At 71.4% G+C, this 24,391-nt stretch carries 23 protein-coding genes; 6 read left to right on the forward strand and 17 right to left on the reverse strand.

The window, feature by feature from the left end:
• Window positions 1–92 precede the first annotated feature (92 nt).
• The 4 genes from ACFWP5_RS42960 to ACFWP5_RS42975 all read right to left on the reverse strand — a co-directional run bounded on the left by ACFWP5_RS42960 (window position 93) and on the right by ACFWP5_RS42975 (window position 4,419).
• The gene (locus ACFWP5_RS42960; RefSeq protein WP_384169992.1) at window positions 93–2,003 is read right to left on the reverse strand and encodes a rhamnogalacturonan lyase; all 1,911 of its coding nucleotides are present in this window, start codon (window positions 2,001–2,003) and stop codon (window positions 93–95) included.
• 39 nt (window positions 2,004–2,042) lie between these two features.
• Complete coding sequence (locus ACFWP5_RS42965; RefSeq protein WP_384169994.1) at window positions 2,043–2,822, reverse strand: class I SAM-dependent methyltransferase; 780 nt, start codon at window positions 2,820–2,822, stop codon at window positions 2,043–2,045.
• A 117-nt stretch (window positions 2,823–2,939) separates the two neighbouring features.
• The gene (locus ACFWP5_RS42970; RefSeq protein WP_384169996.1) at window positions 2,940–3,245 is read right to left on the reverse strand and encodes a 4a-hydroxytetrahydrobiopterin dehydratase; all 306 of its coding nucleotides are present in this window, start codon (window positions 3,243–3,245) and stop codon (window positions 2,940–2,942) included.
• Window positions 3,246–3,390: 145 nt separating this feature from the next.
• Window positions 3,391–4,419 (reverse strand): ADP-ribosylglycohydrolase family protein, encoded by a 1,029-nt coding sequence (locus tag ACFWP5_RS42975; protein WP_384170039.1) that lies wholly within the window; start codon window positions 4,417–4,419, stop codon window positions 3,391–3,393.
• Between the two features lie 93 nt (window positions 4,420–4,512).
• Between ACFWP5_RS42975 and ACFWP5_RS42980 the strand changes: the two genes are divergently transcribed.
• The 3 genes from ACFWP5_RS42980 to ACFWP5_RS42990 all read left to right on the forward strand — a co-directional run bounded on the left by ACFWP5_RS42980 (window position 4,513) and on the right by ACFWP5_RS42990 (window position 7,185).
• Window positions 4,513–5,346 (forward strand): helix-turn-helix domain-containing protein, encoded by an 834-nt coding sequence (locus tag ACFWP5_RS42980; protein WP_384169998.1) that lies wholly within the window; start codon window positions 4,513–4,515, stop codon window positions 5,344–5,346.
• A gap of 85 nt (window positions 5,347–5,431) precedes the next feature.
• Window positions 5,432–6,295, forward strand: coding sequence for a helix-turn-helix domain-containing protein (locus ACFWP5_RS42985; protein WP_384170001.1), 864 nt, complete (start codon window positions 5,432–5,434; stop codon window positions 6,293–6,295).
• 74 nt (window positions 6,296–6,369) lie between these two features.
• Window positions 6,370–7,185, forward strand: a complete 816-nt coding sequence (locus ACFWP5_RS42990) for an SAM-dependent methyltransferase (RefSeq protein ID WP_384170003.1) — start codon at window positions 6,370–6,372, stop codon at window positions 7,183–7,185.
• Window positions 7,186–7,332: 147 nt separating this feature from the next.
• Here the strand turns inward: ACFWP5_RS42990 and dnaK are convergent, their stop codons facing one another.
• The 6 genes from dnaK to ACFWP5_RS43020 form a co-directional block, all read right to left on the reverse strand.
• Window positions 7,333–9,216 carry a molecular chaperone DnaK gene (gene dnaK / locus ACFWP5_RS42995; protein WP_384170005.1) on the reverse strand — a complete coding sequence of 628 codons (1,884 nt, stop codon included), beginning with the start codon at window positions 9,214–9,216 and terminating at the stop codon, window positions 7,333–7,335.
• 118 nt (window positions 9,217–9,334) lie between these two features.
• A complete protein-coding gene (locus ACFWP5_RS43000; protein ID WP_384170007.1) occupies window positions 9,335–9,760 on the reverse strand; it encodes an OsmC family protein in 426 nt (141 codons plus the stop codon).
• A gap of 53 nt (window positions 9,761–9,813) precedes the next feature.
• The gene (locus tag ACFWP5_RS43005) at window positions 9,814–11,631 is read right to left on the reverse strand and encodes a hypothetical protein (RefSeq protein ID WP_384170010.1); all 1,818 of its coding nucleotides are present in this window, start codon (window positions 11,629–11,631) and stop codon (window positions 9,814–9,816) included.
• Window positions 11,628–12,689: an ATP-binding protein gene (locus ACFWP5_RS43010; protein ID WP_384170012.1), complete on the reverse strand. Its 1,062-nt coding sequence runs from the start codon at window positions 12,687–12,689 to the stop codon at window positions 11,628–11,630. Before ACFWP5_RS43010 ends, ACFWP5_RS43005 begins: the two co-directional genes overlap by 4 nt.
• A gap of 110 nt (window positions 12,690–12,799) precedes the next feature.
• Window positions 12,800–14,875, reverse strand: a complete 2,076-nt coding sequence (locus ACFWP5_RS43015; RefSeq protein ID WP_384170014.1) for a phage holin family protein — start codon at window positions 14,873–14,875, stop codon at window positions 12,800–12,802.
• A gap of 81 nt (window positions 14,876–14,956) precedes the next feature.
• Window positions 14,957–15,388 carry a hypothetical protein gene (locus tag ACFWP5_RS43020; RefSeq protein WP_384170016.1) on the reverse strand — a complete coding sequence of 144 codons (432 nt, stop codon included), beginning with the start codon at window positions 15,386–15,388 and terminating at the stop codon, window positions 14,957–14,959.
• Window positions 15,389–15,473: 85 nt separating this feature from the next.
• Here ACFWP5_RS43020 and ACFWP5_RS43025 point away from each other — a divergent pair, with 85 nt between their 5' ends.
• Both ACFWP5_RS43025 and ACFWP5_RS43030 read left to right on the forward strand, forming a co-directional pair.
• Window positions 15,474–16,247 carry an MBL fold metallo-hydrolase gene (locus tag ACFWP5_RS43025; RefSeq protein ID WP_384170018.1) on the forward strand — a complete coding sequence of 258 codons (774 nt, stop codon included), beginning with the start codon at window positions 15,474–15,476 and terminating at the stop codon, window positions 16,245–16,247.
• Window positions 16,244–16,873 (forward strand): DedA family protein, encoded by a 630-nt coding sequence (locus ACFWP5_RS43030; RefSeq protein WP_384170020.1) that lies wholly within the window; start codon window positions 16,244–16,246, stop codon window positions 16,871–16,873. The genes ACFWP5_RS43025 and ACFWP5_RS43030 overlap by 4 nt, the downstream gene beginning before the upstream one ends.
• A gap of 79 nt (window positions 16,874–16,952) precedes the next feature.
• Here ACFWP5_RS43030 and ACFWP5_RS43035 read toward each other — a convergent pair whose 3' ends face one another.
• The 7 genes from ACFWP5_RS43035 to ACFWP5_RS43065 form a co-directional block, all read right to left on the reverse strand.
• Window positions 16,953–18,014: an MBL fold metallo-hydrolase gene (locus ACFWP5_RS43035; RefSeq protein ID WP_384170022.1), complete on the reverse strand. Its 1,062-nt coding sequence runs from the start codon at window positions 18,012–18,014 to the stop codon at window positions 16,953–16,955.
• Window positions 18,011–19,258, reverse strand: a complete 1,248-nt coding sequence (locus ACFWP5_RS43040) for an aminotransferase class I/II-fold pyridoxal phosphate-dependent enzyme (protein WP_384170024.1) — start codon at window positions 19,256–19,258, stop codon at window positions 18,011–18,013. Before ACFWP5_RS43040 ends, ACFWP5_RS43035 begins: the two co-directional genes overlap by 4 nt.
• Window positions 19,259–19,311: 53 nt before the next feature.
• Entirely contained in the window at window positions 19,312–19,911 is a 600-nt protein-coding gene (locus ACFWP5_RS43045) for a hypothetical protein (RefSeq protein WP_384170027.1), read from the reverse strand.
• Between the two features lie 210 nt (window positions 19,912–20,121).
• Window positions 20,122–20,916, reverse strand: a complete 795-nt coding sequence (locus ACFWP5_RS43050) for an RNA polymerase sigma factor SigF (RefSeq protein ID WP_384170029.1) — start codon at window positions 20,914–20,916, stop codon at window positions 20,122–20,124.
• 122 nt (window positions 20,917–21,038) lie between these two features.
• On the reverse strand, window positions 21,039–21,311 hold the full coding sequence (locus tag ACFWP5_RS43055) for a DUF6158 family protein (RefSeq protein WP_384170031.1): 273 nt from the start codon (window positions 21,309–21,311) through the stop codon (window positions 21,039–21,041).
• Between the two features lie 31 nt (window positions 21,312–21,342).
• Complete coding sequence (locus ACFWP5_RS43060) at window positions 21,343–22,962, reverse strand: ABC-F family ATP-binding cassette domain-containing protein (protein ID WP_384170033.1); 1,620 nt, start codon at window positions 22,960–22,962, stop codon at window positions 21,343–21,345.
• 80 nt (window positions 22,963–23,042) lie between these two features.
• On the reverse strand, window positions 23,043–23,714 hold the full coding sequence (locus ACFWP5_RS43065) for a histidine phosphatase family protein (RefSeq protein ID WP_384170035.1): 672 nt from the start codon (window positions 23,712–23,714) through the stop codon (window positions 23,043–23,045).
• Window positions 23,715–23,850: 136 nt separating this feature from the next.
• Between ACFWP5_RS43065 and ACFWP5_RS43070 the strand changes: the two genes are divergently transcribed.
• A partial coding sequence (locus ACFWP5_RS43070) for a phosphatase PAP2 family protein (RefSeq protein ID WP_384170037.1) occupies window positions 23,851–24,391 on the forward strand: 541 nt, incomplete at its 3' end.

Below are 24,391 nucleotides of genomic sequence, written 5' to 3' on the forward strand. Positions count from 1 at the left end.
TTGATTAACAGACAGAATGGTGGGCTAAAATTGCGGGGGGGTGCCGTGTGCGTAGAGGGCGGCTGCGCGAACCCGGCGCGCAGCCGCCTGTCTCACGGTGTGTACACCGCCGACCGGGGTGGGGTCGCCATGCCGTCGCCGATGTAGAAGCTCGGGTGGGGCGGTTGGTTGTATGCGGTATTTTGCCAGGCCAGGGCCGTGCGGTACTGGGTGTCGTGGAGCAGGGTCGTGATCCTGGTGGTCGTCTCGTACGGGGTCGAGTAGATCCGTAGCGCCGTGTTGTCCGTGGTGGGCCAGACGGCCTCCTCCCGCCAGTCGCCGAGGATGTCCCCGGCCAGGGACGGGGTCGCCTTGGTGCTGTTGTCGGAGTGGACGTCGGAGGCGGTCAGGAGGCGGGTGTCGGCGGTCGTGCCGTACTTGTCGATGTGGGTGGCGTCGAGGAGTTCGCGTACCGGGTCGCCGTCCCACCAGGACAGGAAGTTGGTGCTGGACGGCTTGCGGCTCGCCACCACCGTGCCCTTGGGATCGCGGACGCCGCTCTCCGACGCCGACCATGACTCCGCGCCGGCGCTGCCCGCCCAGACGTCCCCGGAGACACCGCGGCCGTTGTCGCCGTTGGCCGGCGTGGACCAGATGACCGCGCCCGTCTTCGCGTCCGCCATCCACGAGGACGGTTTCGACGCGTCCTCGTCGACCTTGAACTCCTCCAGCCCCGGGCGGGACGGGTCGAGATCGCCTACGTGCATGGCGTCGCCGTGGCCGTTCTTGGTGGTCCACAGGCCGGAGCCGTTGTCGTCGACGGCCATCGAGCCGTAGACGATCTCGTCCTTGCCGTCGCCGTCGACGTCCGCGATCGCCAACTGGTGGTTGCCCTGGGCGTCGTAGCCCTTGCCTGTGTTGGTCGAGGAGTTGGTGTCGAAGGTCCAGCGGCGGGTGAAGGCGCCGTTCCGCCAGTCCCAGGCGGCGATCACCGTGCGCGTGTAGTAGCCGCGCGCCATGATCAGGGAGGGGCGGCTGCCGTCCAAGTAGGCAGTACCGGCGAGGAATCGGTCGACTCGGTTGCCGTACGAGTCGCCCCAGGAGGAGACCGTGCCGCGCGCCGGGACGTAGTCGACGGTGCCCATCGCCTTGCCGGTCTGACCGTTGAACATGGTCAGGTACTCCGGTCCCGACAACACGTAACCGCTCGAATTGCGGTAGTCCGCAGCCGAGTTGCCGATGACCGTGCCTGCTCCGTCGACGGTGGCGTCGGCGGTCTTCATGGCGACCTCGGACTTGCCGTCGCCGTCGTAGTCGTACACCTGGAACTGCGTGTAGTGCGCGCCCGAGCGGATGTTGCGGCCCATGTCGATGCGCCACAGGCGGGTGCCGTCGAGGGTGATCCCGTCGAGGATCGTGTTACCGGTGTAGCCGGACTGGGAGTTGTCCTTGGCGTTCGTGGGCTGCCACTTGAGGACGAAGTCGAGCCGGCCGTCGCCGTCGAGGTCGCCCACGGAGGCGTCGTTCGCCTCGTAGGTGTACGCGACGCCGTCGGGGGTCGTGCCGCCGGCGGGCGGGGTGATCGGGACGTCCTTGTAGCCGGTGCGGAACTGGATCGCGTGGACCGAGTCGGCCTGTTCCGCGCCACCGACGATCGCGCGGACCGTGTAGTCGGCCTGGGCGGGCGCGCCGGCGTGGAAGTAGTTCGTGGAGCCGGTGATCGGGGCCGAGTTGACCTTCGTACCGGCGCGGTAGACGTTGAAGGAGACGTCGTCGGGGTCGGTGCCGAGCCAGCGCCAGCTGACCAGGTTGCCGCTGTCCGTGTGGACGCTGACGACACCCCGGTCGAGGGCCTCGACCTGGCGGGCGGTGGCGGCCTCGGCGGTTGTGCTGGTGGTGAGTGCGGTGAGTCCGGCGGCTACCAGGGCCGCGACGGTGGTGAGTGCGGAGAGTACTGCCCTTCGTCTGCGGGGGTGGTGGGGCGGGTGTGCGGGAACGTGCGGATGGGGGTGCGGGTTGCTCACGTGACGTACCTCCTGAGAGGACGGACGGGTTCCGTACCCTCAGTTGCCGCTGTGCGCAGGCGAGTTGCCGTGTGTTTCCGCCGACTTCCGGAACGCCAGAAGGGTGAACTCCGGGTCCGCGCGCGGCCGTTCCTGGTCCGGGAGCGACTCCAGCTGTGCGGCGAACCGTTCGGTGAGCGGTTCGCCGTGTGGCAGCATGGTGAACCAGCCGCGTCGCAGGTCGGCGGTGGTGCTGCGCGGGCTGCGGCCCTGGCCGTGGCCACGGAAGCGGGCGGTGCCGGCGAGGTGGAGGCCGTACTCGGCGGCGTAGGTCCGGACGTGACCGGGGCGGTCCTGGGCGGGGCGGCGTGGACGGGGTGCGAGGACGGCGTCGATGTCGCTGCCGACGTCGTGGGCGGCGGCCTTGTCGACCGTGGTGATGTACACGCCGCCGGGTCGCAGTACCCGCGCGCACTCCGCGATGATCGCCCTGGCGTCCTCCGGGCCCTCCACCAGGTGCAGCAGCCATACGGTCGTGACCGCGTCGAACACCCCATCCGGGAAGGGGAGTTGGCGGCTGTCCGCGAGGAGGATCGCGCCGGGAAGCCGGGAAGCCGCCGTGCGGGCCATCGCGGGTGCGGCGTCGAGGCCCGTCACCCGTAGGCCGGGGCGGGCGGCGGCCAGGCGGCGGGTGACGATGGCGGTGCCGCAGGCCACGTCCAGCAGGCTTCGGGCGTTCTGCGGAACTAAGCCCAGTACGGCTTCGGCGGCCGCGGCGGCGCGGGGCTCGCCGCCGCGGGTCGCGTCGTAGGCGTCGGCTTCCTTGTCGTAGTCGAGCACGCGCTTCCGTCCTGCCCTTCCTTGTCGTAGTCGCGCACGCGTTGCCGTCCTGCTCTTGCCTGCCGTAATCGCGCACACGGCTTACCGCGGTCGCGCACGCGTTGCCGGCCCGTCCGGTCAGCTCGCGCCGTGTCCCGGGGCCAAGTCCTCGACCCTGCGGGCGAGTTGGAAGTCCAGCTCGGTGATCGCGCCGCCGACGCTGTGGGTGTTCACGGTGAGGGAGACGGTGTTGTAGCCGAGGGTCAGGTCGGAGTGGTGGTCGAGTTCCTCCTGGACCTGGGCGATGTGGACGACCATCGCGGTGGCCGCGAAGTGGGAGGCAAGGCGGTAGGCGCGGGTGAGGCGGTCCGTGTCGACGGACCAGCCCGGGAGTTCCGCGAGGCGGTCCTCGATCTCCTTCTGCGACAGCGGTGCGACGGGCATGGCCTCGCTCCTTCCTCGGGGTCGGAATCAGGTGGGAATCGGATCGGGTTTCGGGTCGGGCTTCGGGTCGGGTTCCTCTTCAGCGTGCCACAGGTGGCGTGCCCAGGCGGGTGGTCGCGTCCCTGGTCAGACGGGTGCCCGGAGGTCAGCCCGGTACGCACTCCGCCGCGAGGTCGTCGGCGAGAGACGCGATCGTGGCACGGCCCTCGACCCGCTGCACCCAGCTGTGCGGCAGGCCGTGGTCGCCGTACCGGGCGCCGAGGAGGTTGCCGCAGATGGAGCCGGTGGAGTCGCTGTCGCCGGAGTGGTTGACGGCGAGGAGCAGCGCGGCCTTCACATCGCTCGCCACCAGCGCGCTGTAGACGCCGATCGCCAGGGCCTGCTCCGCGACCCAGCCCGCGCCGAGCGACTCGACCTTCTCGGCGGTGGGCGAGCCCTCGGCGGCCAGGTCGAGGGCTGCGCGCAGGGCGGCCGACGTCTCCTCGTGGGCGGGGTGGCGCTCCAGCAGTCGTAGCGCGCGCAGGACCGAACCCTCCAGGGAGCCCCCGGCGACGAGGTGCGCGACGATCGCGGCGAGGGCGCCCGCCGCGTAGTACCCGGTGGGGTGGCCATGGGTGATCTGGGCGCCGCGAGCCGCCATGGCGAAGGCCGCGTCGGCGGTGTTGACCAGGCCGAAGGGGGCCGACCGCATCACCGTGCCGCAGCCCTTGGAGTCGGGGTTGACGGGGCCCGGCGTGCCGTCGAGGACCAGCCACGGGTCGGGCGCGTACATCTGGGCGACCCCGGACAGGCAGGCGTTGCCGGGGGCGCGGCGGGCGTACAGCCAGGGCTCGGCGAGCAGACCGCCCGTGGCGCTGTCGCCCGGTGCGGGCTTCGACTGGGTCTCCAGCCACCGCTCGTAGGCGTGCCTCAGCAGCATGGACCAGGCGCCGCCGATCCCCTTCTCCCGTTCCCGCGCGTGGGCCGCGATGAGCGCCTCGACGGTGAACAGGGTCATCTGCGTGTCGTCGCTGATCAGGCCCAGCGCGCCCTGGGCGCCGGGCACGTACCCGGTCACGCCGCGCTGTCCGTGGCTCTCTCGGATGCGGTCGAGGGAGGTGAACTCGATCGGGTAGCCGAGGGCGTCGCCGACCGCGCCGCCGAGGAGGCAGCCCCGGACTCTGGCCCGGTACATCGCCGTGGCCGCCCCCAGGGAGTTCGCGGCGGCCTGCCCGGACGGGATCCTCGACTCGTTCACGTGCGCGCTCCTTCGACTACGGTCGTGCGTATGACCATTGTCCCGACCGGCACTGACATCGCTGCCGCCGCCCCGGCCGGCAAGGGCGTCGGCCCATTGCTGCGTGCCTGGCGGGAGCGGCGGCGGGTCAGTCAGCTGGAGCTGGCGTTGCGGGCCGACTCCTCCGCCCGGCACATCAGCTTCGTCGAGACGGGGCGGTCCCGGCCGAGCGAGGAGATGGTGCTGCGCCTCGCCGAGCACCTGGACGTGCCCGTGCGGGAGCGCAACTCCCTTCTCCTGGCGGCCGGTTACGCCCCGCACTACCCGGAAACCCCGCTGGACGACCCGGCGTTGGGCGCGCTGCGCGAGGGTCTGGAGCGGCTGATCCAGGGCTACGAACCGTTTCCGGCGCTGGTGGTCGACGCCGTCTACACCGTCGTCGCGGCGAACCGGGGCATCACCATGCTCCTGGACGGCGTACCGGAGTCCCTCCTCCAACCCCCGCTCAACGCCATGCGGTTGACGCTCCACCCCGAGGGCATGGCACCGCGCATCCGCAATCTGGGTGAGTGGCGCGGGCATCTCCTCGCGCAGATGGAACGGCAGATCGCCCTGCACCGCTCCGAGCCGTTGCGCGCGCTGTACGACGAGGTCGCGGCGTATCCGGCGCCTGAGAAAGCCGACCGCGGAGACGAACCCTCCCCGTCCGTCCCGTACTTCGCGCTGCCGATGCGGATCGAGCACGACGGCCGGGTGCTGTCCTTCGTCTCCTCGGTCTCCACGTTCAACACACCCATGGACGTGACGGTGTCGGAGCTGGCGATCGAGACGTTCCTCCCGGCCGACCCGGCTACGGCCAAGTACCTGCACGCGCTGGGAGGCTGACGAATGATCACCTCCGAGCCGGTGAGACAGTGGCCGGAACATGGCACACTGCCCCCAGACTTCGGCGCGTATGGGGAGGCGTGGCGTGAGTGAACGACGGCCCGCGCCCACTGTGGGTCAAGTGGTGCTGGGCAGAAGGCTGCAGGAGTTGCGTGAGGCGGCCGGCATCAAGCGTGAGGAGGCCGCGCAGGTCCTGCGGGTGGCACCGGCGACCGTACGGCGGATGGAGATGGCCGAGGTCGCGCTGAAAGTGCCGTACGTCCAGGTGCTGTTGACGACGTACGGCGTGCCCGAGGAGGAGGCGGACGCGTTCGTCGCGCTCACCGAGGAGGCGAACCAGCCAGGCTGGTGGCAGCGGTTCCACGATGTGCTGCCCGAGTGGTTCAGCCTGTACGTGAGCCTGGAGGGCGCCGCCGGGCTGATCCGTTCGTACGAACCGCACTTCGTGCCGGGCCTGTTGCAGACCGAGGACTACGCGCGCGCCGTGCTGGAGGCCGGGACGATCGGGCAGACCGGTCCGGAGACCATCGAGCGGCATGTGTCGCTGCGGATGGCGCGGCAGGGGCTGCTGGAGCGGGACAATCCGCCGCACCTGTGGGTGATCATGGACGAGACCGTGCTGCGCCGGCCGGTGAGCATGCGCGGCGAGGTCATGCGCGAACAGCTCGACAAACTCCTGGAGTTCGGCGAGCGCGACCGGGTCACGCTCCAGGTCGCCGAGTTCGAGAACGGCCCGCACCCGGGGACGTACGCCCCCTTCTCGCTGTTCCGTTTCACCGAACCGGAGCTCCCCGACATGGTGTTCACCGAGTACCTGACCGGCGCCCTGTACCTGGACTCCCGTACGGAGGTCTCCGCGCATCTGGAGGTCCTCGACCACATGACGGCGCACGCCGCGTCCGCACAGCGCACCAAGAAGATCCTGCGGGACTACCGCGAGACCTTCTGAGCACCTTCTGAGCACGGTCCCGGCACACAGGCCTGAACTCCCGTGGTTCAGAACTCCCGAGGAGACGACACCGCATGACCGGATCCGACGCCGCGCCCACCCGTATCGACACCAGCAGGCCGCATCCGGCGCGGGTGTACGACTGGTGGCTCGGCGGCAAGGACAACTACCCGGTGGACGAGGAGCTGGCCCGCCGGATTCTCGCCGTTGACGCCACCGCGGTGCGCGGCGCACGCGCCAATCGAAGGTTCATGCACCGGGCGACCCGGACCACCGCCGAGGCCGGGATACGCCAGTTCCTGGACATCGGCACCGGCATCCCCACCGAGCCCAACCTCCACCAGGTGGCCCAGAGTGTCGCCCCGGACGCCAAGGTCGTGTACGCGGACAACGACCCGATCGTGCTGCGGCACGCGGAGGCGCTGCTGCACGGCTCGGCCGAGGGCGGCACCGAGTACGTGCACGCCGACGTCCGCGACCCGGACACGATCCTGCGGCTGGCCGGCGAGACGCTGGACTTCACGCAGCCGGTCGCGCTGTCGCTGGTCGCGCTCACCCACTATCTGGGCGCGGAGCCCGACGGCGACGACGTGTACGGCCTGATCAAGCGGTACGTCGACGTCCTCGCCCCGGGCAGCTATCTGGTGATGTCGCAGGTCACCCCCGACCTCAACCCGGAGGCCATCGCGAAGGCGGCCGACCACTTCCGACGCAGCGGCACCCCGTTCCATCCGCGCGCCCTGGCCGAGTTCTCGCGGTTCTTCGACGGTCTGGAGCTGCTCGGCCCCGGCGTCATCTCGGTCTACGGCTGGCGGCCGGACCCGGAGGACGTGGCGGCCCAGGCCGAGGGCATCGTGCCTCTGTACGGCGGGGTCGCCCGCAAGGCCTGAACCGCACGGCTGCGTGCGATGAGCACGTTCCTGCCGGGCGGCGCCCTACAAGGCCGGACGCCTGAGCAGCGCCCCAAAGGGGCGCGGGGAACTGCGCGACCGGCCACGGCGGCGCCGCAGCCGAACTACGCCCTCTCAGCGATGCGGCTACGCGGCTCCGCCCTTCGTGTCCCGTTCATCGTCGACGATCTCCGCGTCGACGACACCTTCCTCCTCATCGTGCTGCCGCGCGGAGTCGGGCTCCTCGGTGTGCTCCGCCTGCTCCGTGGGTGACTGCTGCGCCGCCTGGGCATACATCGCCTGGCCCATCCGCTGGCTGACCGTGGCGAGTTTCTCGACGCCGGTGCGCAACTCGGCCGTATCAGCGTTGTGTTCCAGCAGAGACTTCACCTCCGCGGCCGCCTCCTCGACCTCGACCCTGATGTCACCCGGAACGCGCTCCTCGTTCTCGTGGATGAACTTCTCTGTCTGGTACACGAGTTGCTCAGCCTGATTGCAGGTCTCGGCCGCCTCCCGCCGCTTGCGGTCCTCGTCCGCGTACTGCTCGGCCTCGCGCATCATCCGGTCGATGTCGTCCTTGCCCAGGGCGGAGCCCCCGGTGACGGTCATCTTCTGTTCGCGGGCGGTGGCCAGGTCCTTGGCCGAGACATGCATGATGCCATTCGCGTCGATGTCGAAGGCGACCTCGATCTGCGGGACCCCGCGCGGGGCGGGCGGCAGTCCGGTGAGGTCGAAGACGCCCAACTTCTTGTTGTACGCGGCGATTTCACGTTCGCCCTGGTAGACCTGGATGCCGACCGAGGGCTGGTTGTCGGTGGCGGTGGTGAAGATCTCCGAACGCCGGGTCGGGATGGTCGTGTTGCGTTCGATGAGCGTCGTCATGATGCCGCCCTTGGTCTCGATGCCCAGGGACAGCGGGGTGACGTCGAGGAGCAGGACGTCCTTCACGTCGCCGCGGATGACCCCGGCCTGGAGGGCGGCGCCGACCGCCACGACCTCGTCGGGGTTGACGCCCTTGTGCGGGTCCTTGCCGGTGAGTTCCTTGACCAGGTCGGTGACGGCGGGCATCCGGGTCGAGCCGCCGACGAGGATGACGTGGTCGACCGCGGAGAGCTTGATGCCCGCGTCCTTGACCGCCTGGTGGAAGGGGGTCTTGCAGCGGTCGAGAAGATCGGCGGTGAGTTCCTGGAACGCGGCGCGGGTCAGCTTCTCGTCGAGGTGCAGCGGGCCTTCGGCGGAGGCGGTGATGTAGGGCAGGTTGATCGTCGTCTCGGAGGACGAGGACAGCTCGATCTTCGCCTTCTCCGCGCCCTCGCGCAGGCGTTGGAGCGCCATCTTGTCCTTGCCGAGGTCGATGCCGTACTGCCCCTGGAACTTCTTGACGAGATGGTCGACGACCCGCTGGTCCCAGTCGTCGCCGCCGAGATGGGTGTCGCCGTTGGTCGCCTTGACCTCGATGACGCCGTCGCCGATCTCCAGGAGGGAGACGTCGAAGGTGCCGCCGCCGAGGTCGAAGACGAGGACGGTCTGTTCCTCGCCGCGGTCGAGGCCGTAGGCGAGGGCGGCGGCCGTCGGTTCGTTGATGATCCGCAGCACCTTGAGACCCGCGATCTCGCCGGCCTCCTTGGTGGCCTGGCGCTGGGAGTCGTCGAAGTAGGCGGGGACGGTGATCACGGCGTCGGTGACGTCCTCGCCGAGATAGGCCTCCGCGTCCCGCTTCAGTTTCTGCAGCACGCGCGCCGACAACTCCTGGGCACGGTACCGCGTTCCGTCGATGGCGCCCGTGTCCGGGAAACGCCACGCGGTGTCGCCCATGTGCCGTTTCACCGACCGCGCGGTGCGCTCGATGTTGGTCACCGCCTGCCGTTTGGCGACCTCGCCGACCAGCACCTCGCCGTTCTTGGCGAAGGCCACCACCGAGGGCGTGGTCCTCGCCCCCTCGGCGTTGGCCACCACCGTGGCCTCCCCGCCCTCCAGTACCGCGACCACCGAGTTCGTGGTCCCCAGATCGATCCCGACCGCACGTCCCATCGCCGTCCCCTTCCGCCAGGCGCTGCCCGATCTCCAGCTGAGAACTTGAGTGCGGGAATGTCAATGCCGCACCCGTTTTTCCGGGCGCGGCATCGAGGTGGGGGGGGGAAAGCCGGGGTCAGGCGGATTCCACCGTCAGCGTGATCGTCGTCCCCGCGAGGGCCTGGCTGACCGGGCAGTTCTTCTTGGCGTCCTCGGCGGCGGCCTTGAAGCCGTCCGCGTCGAGGCCGGGGACCTCGCCTACGACGGTGAGGTGGATGCCGGTGATGCCCTCGCCGGGCTGGAAGGTGACGTCGGCCTTGGTCTCCAGGCGGGTGGGCGGGGTGCCCGCGCCGGCCAGGCCGTGCGACAGCGCCATGGAGAAGCAGCTGGAGTGGGCGGCGGCGATCAGTTCCTCGGGGCTGGTCTTGCCGTTGGCCTGCTCGGCGCGCGACGCCCACGACACCGGCTGCACGCCGATGCCTGACGAGTCGAAGGTGACCTCGCCGCTGCCCTTGAGGAGGTCGCCTTCCCAGACGGTGTGTGCGGTGCGCGTGGTTGCCACGATGATTCCTTTCGACGCGGATGTCGTACGGTGCCATCCGATCACATTCCGCTTCAGCGCACCCGGAAGACCGGCCCACGTGCGGTGAACGGCAGGCGAGCATTCTGCGGGATCAGATAGGCGTGTTCACGCCGCACGCGCAGGGTGTCGCACATGCCGTCCGTGATGACGAGGATCGGCGCGCCCGGCGGGAAGTCGTCCGCGCGATGCAGCAGGTCGATCCCTGGCTGCAGGACCGTACCGCCGCGTCCGTGCACCCGGACCCGGCCCGCGATGTCGGTGACCGCCACATAGCCCGCGTCGTGCGGGGCCGCGTCGCAGAACACGACCCGTGCGGCCGGTACGTCGCGGGCCTCGGCGTACGACGCGATCGCGCCCAGCGCCTTGCCGAGGAGGGCGCGGTCCATGGAGCCGGAGGTGTCGAGGACGACGCCGAAGGTGCAGCGGGCGATCTCCTCGGGCGGAAAGTAGTGACCCGCGCGTGGGATGTCGGGCGTGGAGGACTGGCGGCGCGAGGGGCGGGCGTACGACCGTACGGGCTCGGGGCGGGGTACGAACTCGTCGAACCAGCGGGCGAGTTGGGCGTCCCACGGCAGCGGCGGATGGCTGAGCGCGCGGATCTCCTCGACCAACCCGCCGGGCAGGAAGCCGCGTTGGTGCTGCTGGTGCAGGTCGAGGCCGTGGGCGAGGCCGCGCCGGTAGAACTCGTCGAGGTCCACGTAGTCGCGCGGGCTGCCGAGGGGGCCGCCGAGGATGTCGCCGACGCCCTTGCCGCGCAGGGTGGCCAGGCGGCGCATCCGGCGCAGGTCGCCGGCGATCCGGTCGTAGACCTCCTCGGCGGAGAGGTCCTTCAACTCCGGGTCGTGCAGGAGGCCTTCGGGCATCCGGCCGACGTCCATCTCGCACAGCCAGCCGTTGATGACGTAGTCGGCGGCGATGTTGAAGAGGAAGGGGTCGCGGACACCGCAGCGGTCGCCGTGACGCAGGGCGGCGTGCAGCATCTCGTGGGCGAGGACGAACCGCCATTCCTCGTCGTCGAGTTGGCGCAGCGGGTTGATGTAGATCTCGGCCGCGCCGGTGTCGACGGCGGCGACGGAGATGCCGTGGGCGCGGGCGAGTTCGGCGTCGGCGACGAGGGTGATGCCGGCCGCGATGCCGCCGAGGAGGGGGTAGGAGGAGACGAACCAGCTCAACGCCCGTTCCCAGGGCTGGAGTCGGGTGGGGCCGCCGCGCATCGAGGCACGGCGTCCGCCCGCCACGTCCATCGCCATGGCGACGGTGCGCGTCAGGGCGTTCGCGAAGTTCAGCTGCCAGTCCGGCGCCTTGCCGCCCTGCCAGGTGTCCCACGGCACGAGCAACTGGTCCGGCTCGCCGCCCGCCGTTCCGCAGCGCTCGTAGAGGGGCGGGATGCCGTCGCGGCGCCAGCGGGCGGTGAGTTGCTCCTCGTCACCGGCCGGGTAGGAGGCGGGCAGGTCCTCGGGGGTGACCCCGATGGGGAAGCCGAGCAGGAAGCGGTTGACGACGGCGCAATGGGCCGCGAGGGCCGGGCCGTCGGGCTGGTCGCGCAGTTTCGGCGCCGCCGGGACGTGGCCGAAGCCCAGGTGGATGATGCAGTGCGCGATCGCCCAGGCCCACTCGGCGGGTTCGGCCCAGCGGGTGGGGTGGACGTGCAGCACGCCGTTGGAGTCGACGCGGACGAGACCGCTGTTGGGCGTGCGGGGGCAGTCCTCCTGGCGGCAGGTGCTGAAGCCGATGGCGGCGAGCGCGCGGTTGGCCCGCACCAGCCGCAGCCCCTCCTCGAAGGCCTCGGCAGCGAGGTCTTTCTTCTTCGGCTTCCCCTTGCCCCCCTTGCCCCCTTGCGTGCGGCTCACTGCCGGGCCTCGACCAGCCGGGGCATGTCACGGGCCGCCTCGACCAGGAACCAGGCGGGCAACAGCGGATTGCCGTCGGTGTCCGGGGCGATGACGCTCTGCGCGACCTCCACGGAGATCTCGGCGAGCTGCACGAGCAGGGACTTGGCGCGATACGCGGTCTGCAGCCCGTTCGCCGACAAGTGCTCCTTGCTGACCGGGAGTTCCTTGACGAGCCGGCCCCGGAAGGACTCGGCGAGGTAGTACAGCAGGTCGCGGTCCTCGGGCCGGTGCGGCCAGCGGGCGTCGCCCTTGATGATCGCCTCGATGCCGAACCGGCTGCGCACGATCTTGACGTAGCCGCAGAACGCGACCGCGTGCGCGGGCGTCAGCGTGCCGTGCGCGATGACCTTCAGGGTGTCCTCGTCGAGGTCGGGCCCGAAGGAGCCCAGCGCGTCGGAGAGCATGTGCCAGGAGCGGGGCGTGGAGAATGCCTCCTCGGTCTTCGGCGGCTTGGACCACAGGTGGTCGGGCCGGTCGGTGAGGTGGTCCAGGATCCACGGGTGAATGCCGTTGGCCGCCGCCCAGTTGAGCCAGTCCTTCGGTGACGCCTCAAGGTGCACGTGGGTGAGCCGGTTGATCAGCGCGGACGCGATCGGCCGGGCCAGCGCGTTGTCGGTCGCCCGGTTCCCGGCGCCGATCACGATGGAGCCCTTGGGCAGTTCGTAGCTGCCGATACGGCGGTCCAGGATCAGCGAGTAGAACGCCTTCTGCACATCCGGCGTCGCCGCGTTCAGCTCGTCCAGGAACAGGCAGTACGGCTCGTCCCGCGCGATCGCCTCCGGCGGGCAGAACACCGACCGCCCGTCCCGGATCTGCGGCACACCGATCAGGTCCTCGGGCGCGAGCTGCGTACCGAGCAGACTCACGCACTCAAGCCCCAGCGACTCCGCGAACTCCCGTACCAGGGACGACTTTCCGATGCCGGGCGCACCCCAGATGAACACGGGCCGCACGGTCGCGAGACCGAGCAGCAACTCCGGTATACGGGCGGGGGTGACAGTGACAGCAGCCTGCAAAAGAGGCGCCCCTTTCTGCGCCTGAACCGGCGCCGCTCTCGCGGACGTGGTTGCGCGCCATCAAGGTTCTCAATTAGTGGTTGCGGCCGCCACCTGATAAAAACCCGTCTTCAGGCGGCCCGCTCCTGCGGCTCGGCCGTCAGCGGCACCTGCGGGCCGTTCGACTCGCGCAGCCACCGCCGCAGAACCCGGTGTACGTGTTCCGCGCCGACGAGGTCCTCGCCGTCGTCGACCGGTGCGGAGAAGGTGTGCGGCGACAGCAGGAACGGCTTGGCCTGGGCGCCGCCGAGGCCGCCGTGGGAGCCGATCTGCTCCTCGAAGGCGAGGACTTCGTCCTCGGCCGGGTCGTACCAGGAGTTGACCATGATGTCGGCGGTGTGCGGGAAGGAGTGGGTGCGCCGGACGGCGTCCGCGACGCCGGGGCCGAAGTCCGCCAACGGGCCCTGTTTGTCGTCGAGTTCGGCCACCGGCAGCTCCGCGCCGTGGGCGCCGAGGACGAGTCCGCCGTGCTCCTCGCTGCGGACGAGGACGAAGCCGATGCCGGGATGGTTGGCGAGCGTGGTGAGGAGTGCGGGGTGGCGGGCGTCGATCTCCTCCTTGGTCATGCGGTGCGGCACGTCCGGGAAGGAGACCAGGCCGAGGTTGCCGGAGGCCAGCACGATCGGCTCCGAGTGGCGGCCGGGGTGGCGGTGCCGCCCGTCGTCCTCCTCGACCGGCCGGCGCAGCGCCGCGCGGACGGCCGTGCGGGCCTCGGCGCCGCTGTGGGTGCGGCGGGCCCGGCGCGGCACGGGCAGTCCGCAGCCCGCCCGGACCAGGTCGCCGAGGGTGAGGCCGTAGCGGCCCTGGAAGGTTTCGCCGGGGCTCTGCCCGTGGTCGGAGAGGACGACGATGCGGTACGGGCGCGGGGCGTGCTCGGCGACGTTCTCGATCAACGCGAGGGAGCGGTCCAGGCGTTGGAGCACCTTGGCGGCATCGCGGCTGCGCGGTCCGGAGTGGTGCGCGACCTCGTCGTAGGCCACGAGGTCGGCGTAGACGGCGGTGCGGCCGGCGAGCATGTCGCCCATGACGGCGGCGACGACGACGTCCCGTTCGACGACGGTCGCGAAGGCGCGGACGAGGGGGTAGAGGCCGCCGCGCTTGATCCGGGGGCGCTGCTTGGTGAGGCGGGCGCGGGTCGACTGGCCGATCTCGCGGCCGACCTCGGCGACGAAGGACATCGCGGTGCGGACGGCGTTGGCGGGGTCGGAGAAGTAGGCGAAGTAGCCCGCCCGGGAACGGTTCTCGCGGCCCCGGCGGCGGGTGGCGATGGACAGGACGAGGGCCTGTTCGTCGGCGCCGCCGCTGAACAGGTTGCCGCGGCTGGCGCCGTCCACGGTGAGGAGGCCGCCGTCGCCGGTGTACTCGACGGCGCGGCCCTGGAGTTCGGCGGCGCTGGTCGGGCGGTTGCAGACCATCACCTCGCCGGTGTCCTTCTCGTACCAGCGGAACGCGGGGATGTCGTGGTTGGAGCCGTGCAGGATGCCGAGCTGGCTGGCGCCGGTCTGGCTGGACCAGTCGGTGCGCCAGGGGGTGAGGCGGTGGGTGGGGCGGTCGCCGCCCAGGAGCTTGGCGACGGTCGGCATCAGGCCCTTGGCCACCGCGCCGAGCAGCACGTCGTGACCGACGCCGTCGAGCTGCAGGAAGACGGTGCCGGGCGAGGACGGGCCGGGCGGCAGGGCTCTGCGGCGGCGGTCGGCGAGGCGGTAGAGGCGACGGCGGTAGGCGTCGTCGTCGCGCACGGCCAGGGCACCGCCGGTGGCGGAGGCGACGGCGGACATCACGGCGGCCACGACGACGGCGGTCTCGGGGGCGACCTGGCCGCGCAGCCCGCCGTCCGGATTGATGCGCAGCGCGATCAGCAGCAGCGACCCGTTGAGCACGAAGACGAGGAGGCCGAGGACGAGCGCGGGCACCAGCAGCAACAGCCGCACCAGCAGCGGCCAGACGAGGGCCGACAGCAGACCGAAGGCGCCGGCGCCGAACGCGGCCGTGACACCGATACGGGTGGCGCTGTCACCGTCCGCGGACTGGAGCTTGAAGTCCGGCAGGATCCCGGCGAGCACCAGCATGGTGACCGTGGAGACCGCCCACACCGCGACACTGCGCCCGACCTGACTGGCGAGCCGCCGCCAACGCGCTCCACCCACGCCCCGTACACCTCACGTCCCGACCCGACGACCTGGCGGGCCTCCACCCACCTTGTCACAAGGGACGGAGGGGTCCCTGTGTCACCGGCCGTCGTAGCCCGCCGTCGGCATGGACAGCCGTCGGTGCACGCTGGCCTTCATCTGGGCGTCGTAGGACGGTTCCGCGCGGCCGACCGTCTCGATCCGCACCCCGCGTCGCGCGCACTCGTCGGTGAACCCCTCGACGGAGGACAGCGCGCTCTCCAGGACCCGGCGGCTGGGGGCGACGAACAGGTCGAGGCCGGGGCGGACGCCGTCCCACAGGGCGCAGTGGTCGGGGCGCAGCCCGCGGACCAGAAGCTCGCGGGCGATCACGTAGCCGTGGTCGGCGGCCCAGCGGGCGCACATCGCGTGCTGGCTGCGGGAGTCGACCAGGAAGGGGTCGTCGTCCAACTCCTCCAGCGGTGTCAGGCTGGCGATCGCCGTGACCCGCAGCCGCGAGGGCATACCGGAGGCACCGCGTACCTGTCCCATGGCGTCCCCCTCACCTCCGGGTTTCGCCGCCGACCCTACTCCTGCCCGTAGGCTTCGGGGGAGTCGCGCGAAGGAGGCAAAGAGGGTGCCGGTGGAGATCACCTGGTGGGGTCACGCCACCTGCACGATCGAGGACTCGGACGTACGCGTGCTCACCGACCCCCTGTTCGCCCGCCGACTCGCGCATCTACGACGCCGCCGGGGCGCGGTGCCGCCGCCCGAGGCCCGGCGCGCGGACCTGGCGCTCGTCTCCCATCTCCACGCCGATCACCTGCACCTTCCCTCGCTCGCCGCCCTCGCCCCGGGCACGCGCCTGCTCGTGCCCCGGGGCGCACTCCGCGCGGTGCCCGGACTGCGCCGGCTCCGGCAGCTGCGCATCGACGAGGTGTCCCCCGGCGACCAGACGATGGTCGGTGACCTGGTCGTACGAGCCGTGCCCGCACGGCACGACGGACGCCGGCTGCCGGTCGGACCGCACCGGTCCCCCGCGCTGGGCTACGTCGTGGAGGGCGAGGCGCGGACGTACTTCGCCGGGGACACCGGGCTGTTCGACGACATGGCCAAGGAGGTCGGGCCGGTCGACGTGGCGCTGCTGCCGGTGGGCGGCTGGGGTCCGTATCTCGGCGAGGGGCATCTCGACGCGGGCCGCGCGGCCCAGGCCCTCGCCCGGCTTTCGCCGCGCAGTGCGGTGCCGGTGCACTACGGCACGTACTGGCCGATCGGGATGGACGCGGTGCGCCCGCACGAGTTCCACACGCCGGGCGACGAGTTCGTGCGGATCGCGGCACAGCTCGCGCCCTCGGTCTCGGTGCACCGGCTCGGGCACGGGGAGAGCGTGCGCCCGGAGGTCGCCCGGTGAGCTGGCTCACGGCCGCGCTGTCCACGACCGCGACGACGTCCCCCGAGTCCACCCAACAGGCCATCGGCTACCCGTCGTTGTTCCTGCTGGTGCTGTTCGGGGCGCTGGTGCCGGTGATTCCGACCGGCGCGCTGGTGAGTTCGGCCGCTGTTGTCGCCTTTCACCAGACGGCGCCGTTCGCGCTGGCGCTGGTCTTCGTGACGGCTTCGCTGGCCGCGTTCCTCGGTGACATCGCGCTGTACTGGCTGGGGCGGCGCGGGATGGGGTCGAAGAACGGCTCGCGCTGGCTGGAGGCGATCCGCGCGCGGGCTCCGGAGGAGCGGCTCGCGCAGGCCCAGGAGAAGCTGGCCGACCACGGGGTGGCGGTGCTGGTGCTGTCCCGGATGGTGCCGGCCGGTCGTATCCCGGTGATGTTGGCCTGCCTCATGGCGGAGTGGCCGATCCGCCGGTTCGCCCGGGGTAATGCGCCGGCCTGTCTGGCCTGGGCGGTGACGTACCAGCTGATCGGCATCCTCGGCGGTTCGCTGTTTCCGGAGCCTTGGGAGGGTGTGGTGGCGGCGGTCGCGCTGACCGTGGTGATCAGTGTGGCGCCGACTGTTTGGAAGCGGGTTCGGGCTGCCAGTTGATATTTCGTTGCGGAGTGCGGGTCGTGTGTGGCTGGTCGCGCCCCGCGGCGGAGCCGCAAATCGACACAGCCCCGCGCCCCTAGGGGGTCTCGTTCAGCACTCTCGAAGCTCCCACCGGTAGGTCCCACAGGTCCTGCCTCGCCAGGCCCCCTTGCTCCCAGGCCGCCCGCACCCTTGTGAGTGGTTCCAGGACCGGCTCCGCCGACAGGACGAACGTGCCCCAGTGCATCGGGGCCATCCGCCGCGCCCCCAGATCCTGCACCGCCCGCACCGCCTCCTCCGGGTCGCAGTGGACGTCGCTGAGCCACCAGCGCGGGTCGTAGGCGCCGATGGGGAGGAGGGCGAGGTCGATACCGGGGTAGCGGCGGCCGATGCGGGAGAACCAGTGGCCGTAGCCCGTGTCGCCCGCGAAGTAGACGCGCCGGCCGTCCGGTGCTGTCATCACCCAACCGCCCCACAGGGAACGGCAGGTGTCGGTGAGGCTGCGCTTGGACCAGTGGTGGGCCGGCACGAAGTCGAGGCGGACGCCGTCCAGTTGGGCCGCCTCCCACCAGTCCAGCTCGGTCACGCGGGTGAATCTGCGGCGTCTGAACCAGCTGCCGAGGCCTGCGGGCGCGAACACCGGGGTGTGGCGCGGGAGTCGGCGCAGGGTGGGGGCGTCGAGGTGGTCGTAGTGGTTGTGGCTGATGACGACGGCGTCGATCGGCGGGAGTGTCTCCCAGGCCACGCCCACGGGAGTGATCCGGGCCGGGGTGCCGAGGATGCGGCGGGACCAGACCGGGTCGGTGAGGATGGTCAGGCCGCCGATCCGCACCACCCAACTGGCGTGCCCCGCCCAGGTGACGGCGACGGTCAGAGCGTCGACCTGGGGCAAGGGCTCTGGTGCGAACGGGAGTTGGGGGATGTCGGCGAGGCCTTCGGGCCGGGGGCGTACGGAGCCCTCGCGGGCGAAGCGGGCGAAGGCCTTGAGGCCGGGCAGCGGGGCGGTGAGCCGGTCGTGGAAGGCACGGGGCCACACGCGCCGCTCGCCGAGTGGGCGGGGCTCGGCGAGCGGCGGGGACGAGGGGGCGAACGGGGGCGTCGGGTCGGCGGTTTCCCGCGTGGTCGTACTGCTGGTGGTCGACTCGGACTGCTGCGTCATCGAGGAGGCTCCCATCGCTGAGCGTCGTCGCGGAGATCGTCGAAGATCGACCTCAAGGACATCAACGCGCGTTGCACGTGTGGCAGTTCCAACGGAATGGGTGACGTGAGACATTCCGCGCGTTCCGCGTCCGTACGGCCCAGCAGCGCCCCGGTGGACAGCCGTACCCGCAGCGCGCCCAGGTCGTCGCCGAAACGGTGGCCGCCCGGCGCGGGCATGCCGAGCCGGGCGGTGAGGAACTCCTCCAGGTCCTGCGCGTCGCCCACCCCCTGCGGGGTGAGCGCGTGGCGCAACGGCCCGAGATCGACGTACAGATGACGCCCCGCCTGCGGCGGCCGGGAGAACGCGCCCGCCCCGGTGACGGCGGCGTGCGCGGCGGCGGCCACGCGCGCGTGCAGGCGTACGGCGGTGTCGCGGCGGGCGACGACGGGCGGGGGTTCGCCGAGGGCGTGGCCGGCCGCGGCGGCGACCGGCGCGGCGACGCGGGCGCCGAGTGCGGTGAGGACGTCGAGCACGCGCGCGCGGAGAGCGTCTCCGGTGCGGCCGGCGGGGAAGCGGGCGACGGCGGCCGGCCAGCCGGACGGGAGGAGCGCGCCGGCCAGGTCGGTGACGACGATGACCCGGTCGGGCAGCATCTCGGCGGGGCTGAGCAGCATGGTGCCCCGGGGTGCGTGCAGGGTGTCGCGCCAGGTCTCGTCACTGACCAGGTGCAGTCCCTCGGCGGCGGCGGCCTCGACGGCCTCGTGCATGACCTCGGGCGGCGCGACGGTCGCGGTGGGGTCGTCGGCGACGGACAGCACGAGCAGCCGCGGGTCACCGCCCTCGTCCCGGACCCGGCGCACGGTCTCCAGCAGGGCGTACGGATCGGGCACCCCGCCGCACTCGGCCGGGGTGCCCACATGGAACACGGATCTGCCCAACAGGCGCGCGTACGGCGCCCACCAGGCGGCGCAGGGTCTGGGCACCAGGACGTCACCGCCGAGCGCGGCGGTCAGCGCGACCAGCAGCGCGGGAGCACCCGGGGCGGCGGCCACGCGGGCGGGTTCGGCGGGCAGGCCCCGGCGTTCGAAGTAGCCGCTCGCGGCGTCGAGCAGGGCGGGGGCGCCGCCGACGGGCTGCTCCTCGGTGCGGGACGCGGCGGCGGCGAGCACGGCGGCCAGGTCCGGCAGCACGGGCAGCCCGTCGTCGGGAAACACCGGCCCGTACCGCACGGGCCCCTGGCCTACCGCGTCCGCCTGCCGCATGGTGCCTCCGCGCAGTCCCTCGTGCAGTGCCGTGCCGTGTCCCGATCGCGCGCTCAGTGTCGCGGCGTCCGCCTGCGCAGCCGGTACACGGCACCACCGAAGGCGCCCGCGACGAGTACACCACCGGTGACCAGAGCCGGAACGGAGTCGGTGAAGGTACCGCCCTCCCCCGCCCGCACCCCGCGCTGAATCGCGGCAGGCACGCCACTGCAGGACTCCCCCCGGGGCTCCTGACACGGCGGCTGCCCACCCCCGCGCTCCACACTGAAGGTCGCGCTCCACGGCCGCCCCTGCCCCCCGGGCGGCGCCGGACAGGTCCCGTCGACGGTCCACGCGGGATCCCGCCCGGCTCCTTCGCCGTCGGAAATCCGCGCGGTCCCCCGATAGGCGGCCCCGGCGGCCCGGTCGTCGTTGCCGCGCACGCGTTGCAGCTGGACGGTCCCGTCGTCGAACCCCTGGGACGTGGCGTCGATGGTGTCGGGCGCGGTCCCCCCGATCACTTCGCACGAGACGGAAACGGTCACACTCCCACCCGCCTGCACGGTACTCGGACTGACCTCGGCGGCCGGATCGGCGGCCAGAGCAGGACCGGCGGCACCCCCGACGACGCCGACAAGGGCGACGACGGACAGGGCAAGAGCGGTGCGGCGCATGAGCGGGTCTCCTTAGACCGAGGACGGCGGCACCACCATCACAGCCCGCTCCGGTCAACACCGCGCGCGGCCAAGCCCCATTAGCGGGACGTGAGGGGCCGAGCGAGTGAAATTCAGGCCGACTGAGGCGCCCCTTCAGGGGCGGGGCTGTATCGATGTGCGGCCCCGCCGCGTGGGCGCGACCAGCCACGACGAACCCGCACCCGGCCTCTAACCCGCATCCTCCAGAACCTGCTCCCGAATCCGCCGACAGCACCGACTGATCAACCGGGACACATGCATCTGCGAAATCCCGAACCGCTCAGCAATCCGACTCTGCGTCATGTCCCCGAAGAACCGCAGGTACAGAATCGTCCGCTCCCGCTCGGGCAACGCGGCAAGCCGAGGCAGCACAGCCTCACGATCGACGACGACATCCAACGCCGGATCAGCGGACCCGAGAACATCGCTCAGCGCATACCCGTCCTCGCCGCCGAGAACCTCCGCGTCCAACGACAACGCACTGAAACTCTCCAGCGCCTCAAGCCCCACCCTCACCTCCTCCTCGGAGAGCGCCGCCTGTGCGGCGATCTCCGCCACGGTGGGCCGCCGCCCCGGCACGGTCTGGGCCAGCTCCTGCCCGGCGACCCGCACCCGGTTCCGCAGATCCTGCACCCGCCGAGGCACGTGCAACGTCCACATGTGGTCCCGGAAATGCCGTTTGATCTCGCCGGTGATCGTCGGCACGGCATAGCTCTCGAACGCGTTGCCGCGCTCGGGGTCGTACCGGTCGACGGCCTTCACCAGCCCGAGGGCAGCGACCTGGCGTAAGTCCTCGGTGCTCTCGCCCCGGTTGCGGAACCGCCCGGCGAGCCGGTCGGCCATGGGCAGCCAGGCCTCGACGATGTGTTCACGGACGGTGTCCTTCTGCGGGCCGGGAGGCAGCGCGACCAGCGTGCGGAACGCCTCCGCGGTGTCGGGGGCGTCGTGGTGGGAATGGCGTTTCGTGCTCGTGCGAGTAGACATGGTGCGTCACAACTCCCTTGAGCATGCTCCGGGTTGGACGGTCACCGTCGGTGGGAACGCGTGTGCGCTCCAGCGCTGGAAGTTCGCCTGCCCCCGACCTCAAGGCACAAACACACCACACCTCAGTCCCGCTCGCGTGCCCCCTGCCGGGTCCGGCCGGGGGCCACGAGGCGACGCGGATGGCGGCGCAGATACTCGCCCTCAAGTCCGGCCATACGGTCGTTGTGGGCGCGCAGCGCGTCGTTCGAGCCGTACAGCAGGGTGTCGTGGCGCGTGCGGTGGATGGTCTCCAGCTCCTTGATGAGCTGAGCATCGTCCAGGCGCGCAGGGTCGACTCCGGTCATGGTGTGCCCCGCTCGTCGAGTCTCACGGTCCTGACTCCACTCTACGAACATTCGGGCCCCGCGGCCTCCGCACTGAACGGAACTATCGCGCGCGCTCCACCCGCCGCTCGTCCCACACCGGCTCGGTCGTCTCGCGGACCTTGCCGTCGCTGCCGAAGACCAGGTACCGGTCGAAGGAGCGGGCGAACCAGCGATCGTGCGTGACGGAGAGGACCGTGCCGTCGAACGCCTCCAGGCCTTCCTGCAGAGCCTCGGCGGACTCCAGGTCGAGGTTGTCGGTCGGCTCGTCGAGGAGCAGAGCAGTCACGCCCTGGAGTTCCAGGAGCAGGATCTGGAAGCGCGCCTGCTGCCCGCCGGAGAGCCGGTCGAAGCTCTGCTCGGCCTGGCCGGTCAGCTCGTAGCGGCGCAGTCGGGACATGGCGGGGCCCTGGCTCTGCGCGTGCTCCTTCCACAGGATGTCGAGGAGGGTGCGGCCCTGGAGTTCGGGGTGGGCGTGGGTCTGCGCGAAGTGGCCGGGCACGACGCGCGCGCCGAGCTTCCACTCCCCCGTGTGCTTCACCTCGTCGCCGGCGAGGAGGCGCAGGAAGTGGGACTTGCCCGAGCCGTTGGAGCCGAGGACGGCGACGCGTTCGCCGTAGAAGACCTCCAGGTCGAAGGGTTTCATCAGGCCGGTGAGTTCAAGTCCCTTGCAGGTCACGGCCCTTATGCCAGTCCGGCCGCCCTTGAGGCGCATGGTGATGTCCTGCTCGCGCGGCGGCTCGGGGGGCGGGCCCGCCTCCTCGAACTTGCGCAGGCGGGTCTGGGCGGCGGCGTAGCGGGACGCCAACTCGTGGCTGATGGAGGCCGCCTGACGGAGGTTCAGGACGAGCTTCTTCAGCTGGGCGTGCTTCTCGTCCCAGCGGCGACGCAACTCCTCGAAGCGGGCGAAGCGTTCACGCCGGGCCTCGTGGTAGGTGGCGAAGCCGGCGCCGTGCACCCAGGCGTCGGCGCCGGTGGGCGAGGGCTCCACGGAGACGATCTTCTCGGCGGCGCGGGCGAGGAGTTCACGGTCGTGGGAGACGAACAGGACCGTCTTGCGGGTCTCCTTGAGCCGCTCCTCCAGCCAGCGCTTGCCGGGCACGTCAAGGTAGTTGTCGGGCTCGTCAAGGAGCAGCACCTCGTCGCCGCCGCGCAGCAGCGCTTCGAGCACGAGCCGCTTCTGCTCACCGCCGGAGAGCGTGCTCACCTGCCGGAACTGCGCCTTGTCGTACGGCACTCCGAGCGCGGCCATGGTGCACATGTCCCACAGGGTCTCGAACTCGTAGCCGTGCACCTCGGCCCAGTCGGACAGGGCCTGCGCGTAAGCGAGTTGGGCCGCCTCGTCGTCGACGGTCATGATGCCGTGCTCGGCCCTGTCGACCTCCCCCGCGACCTCGCGGATACGCGGCGGGGCGACCGAGACCAGCAGATCTCGTACGGTCGTCTCGTCGCGTACGGAGCCCACGAACTGACGCATCACGCCCAGGCCGCCGCTCACGGTGACCGTGCCGCCGTGCGGTTTCAGCTCGCCGGAGATCAGCCGCAGGAGGGTCGTCTTGCCTGCGCCGTTGGGCCCGACCAGGGCGACCACGGCGCCTTCGCCGACCCGAAAGGACACATCGCCGAGCAGCGGCCTCCCGTCGGGAAGGTAGTACTCGAGGTGTGCGGCTTCCAGATGTCCCATGACCACGCATTCTGTGGGGCGGCCGGGCAAACCCTTATTGTGCCCGCCAGAGCTTCGCGAGGGCCTCGCGAAGGACTTCGCTAGGGCCTCTGGTCCTCGTCGAGCGGCTGTCCGGTCGGACCGCCGTCCGCGTCCGGTCCCGCCGTCTCGACCAGGGCACCTTCCCAGGACAGCGCCTTCCAGCCGTCGGCCGGGGAGCCTTCCAGGATCACGATGCCGGTGTTGTCGAGGGGGCGGGCGGCGGCGAAGGCCACGTCGATGTTGTCGGCGCGGGCGGACGTCCACATCCGGATCGCGGCGCCGTGGCTGATCATGGCGACGGCGCGGGCGCCGCTGTCCACGGCCTCCGCGATCACGCCGTCGTAGCGGGCGAGGGCCTCGGTGCCGCTCTCGCCGCCCGGCATCCGCAGCTCCGTGTCACCGGCGGCCCACGCGAACACGATGCGCATGTACTCGTGGCCGGGTTCCGTGTCGCCGGGCAGCATCTCCAGGTCACCGGCGGTGAGCTCCCGGATGCCGTCGCGGACGCGTACGTCAAGGCCTCGGGCGGCGGCCAGCGGGGCCGCGGTGTGCTGGGTGCGGACCAGGGTGGAGGCGTAGAGAGCCTCGATGTCCTCGTCGGCGAGCGCTTCGGGGAGGGCGGCGGCCTGGCGGCGGCCCAGGTCGGTCAGCTCCGCGCCGGGGACGGCCGTGTCCAGGAGGAAGTCCACGTTGGCCGTGGTCTGGCCGTGGCGTATGAGGAGCAGGCGCATGCGGGGTCCTCCGATGAAACGGTCCGCCGACGTTCGGCATGGTTCGCCGACGTTCGACACGGTCCGCCGATGGTCGAAACGGCTCGCCGACGGTCCGGCGGGCAGCAAACGGCCATTTCAGGGTACCCGGCACCGCATGAGCCCTGACGTCGACCTCACGGTCCCCCTCCCCGGCCGCCACGCCCTGCGCGAGTGGCTGCTCTCCCTGGACAGCCGCCTCTTCGAGGTGGCCGCCGAACGGAACTGGCCCGCCGGCGAGCCCGTGCTGCCGCGGCTGAGCCGGAGTGCCAATCACGGCGTGCTGTGGTTCGCGACGGCCGCCGCGGTGGCCGCCAGCCGTACTCCGCGCGCCCGCCGGGCCGCCGCCCGGGGCATCGCCTCACTGACCCTGGCCTCCCTCACCATCAACACGCTCGGCAAGCGGACCGTGCGCCGCCCCCGGCCCGTCCTGGACCCCGTTCCGCTGGGGCGGCAGCTTAAGCGGCAGCCCATCACCACGTCGTTCCCGTCCGGTCACGCGGCGTCGGCGGCGGCCTTCGCGACCGGCGTGGCCCTGGAGTCCCCGGCCTGGGGTGCCGTGGTCGCCCCGATCGCGTTCTCGGTCGCCATGTCCCGCGTCTACACCGGCGTCCACTTCCCGAGCGACGTGCTGGCGGGCGCCGCCCTGGGCGCGTGTG

This window comes from Streptomyces sp. NPDC058469 (genome assembly GCF_042721125.1).
Taxonomy (GTDB): domain Bacteria; phylum Actinomycetota; class Actinomycetes; order Streptomycetales; family Streptomycetaceae; genus Streptomyces.

Coding starts and splice junctions, on each gene's coding strand:
- ACFWP5_RS42970 (WP_384169996.1), bottom strand. CDS start 3,245: ATGCCCGTCGCACCGCTGTCGCAGAAGGAGATCGAGGACCGCCTCGCG.
- ACFWP5_RS42975 (WP_384170039.1), bottom strand. CDS start 4,419: ATGTACCGGGCCAGAGTCCGGGGCTGCCTCCTCGGCGGCGCGGTCGGC.
- ACFWP5_RS42980 (WP_384169998.1), top strand. CDS start 4,513: ATGACCATTGTCCCGACCGGCACTGACATCGCTGCCGCCGCCCCGGCC.
- ACFWP5_RS42990 (WP_384170003.1), top strand. CDS start 6,370: ATGACCGGATCCGACGCCGCGCCCACCCGTATCGACACCAGCAGGCCG.
- dnaK (WP_384170005.1), bottom strand. CDS start 9,216: ATGGGACGTGCGGTCGGGATCGATCTGGGGACCACGAACTCGGTGGTC.
- ACFWP5_RS43020 (WP_384170016.1), bottom strand. CDS start 15,388: ATGGGACAGGTACGCGGTGCCTCCGGTATGCCCTCGCGGCTGCGGGTC.
- ACFWP5_RS43035 (WP_384170022.1), bottom strand. CDS start 18,014: ATGACGCAGCAGTCCGAGTCGACCACCAGCAGTACGACCACGCGGGAA.
- ACFWP5_RS43040 (WP_384170024.1), bottom strand. CDS start 19,258: ATGCGGCAGGCGGACGCGGTAGGCCAGGGGCCCGTGCGGTACGGGCCG.
- ACFWP5_RS43045 (WP_384170027.1), bottom strand. CDS start 19,911: ATGCGCCGCACCGCTCTTGCCCTGTCCGTCGTCGCCCTTGTCGGCGTC.
- ACFWP5_RS43050 (WP_384170029.1), bottom strand. CDS start 20,916: ATGTCTACTCGCACGAGCACGAAACGCCATTCCCACCACGACGCCCCC.
- ACFWP5_RS43055 (WP_384170031.1), bottom strand. CDS start 21,311: ATGTTCGTAGAGTGGAGTCAGGACCGTGAGACTCGACGAGCGGGGCAC.
- ACFWP5_RS43060 (WP_384170033.1), bottom strand. CDS start 22,962: ATGGGACATCTGGAAGCCGCACACCTCGAGTACTACCTTCCCGACGGG.
- ACFWP5_RS43065 (WP_384170035.1), bottom strand. CDS start 23,714: ATGCGCCTGCTCCTCATACGCCACGGCCAGACCACGGCCAACGTGGAC.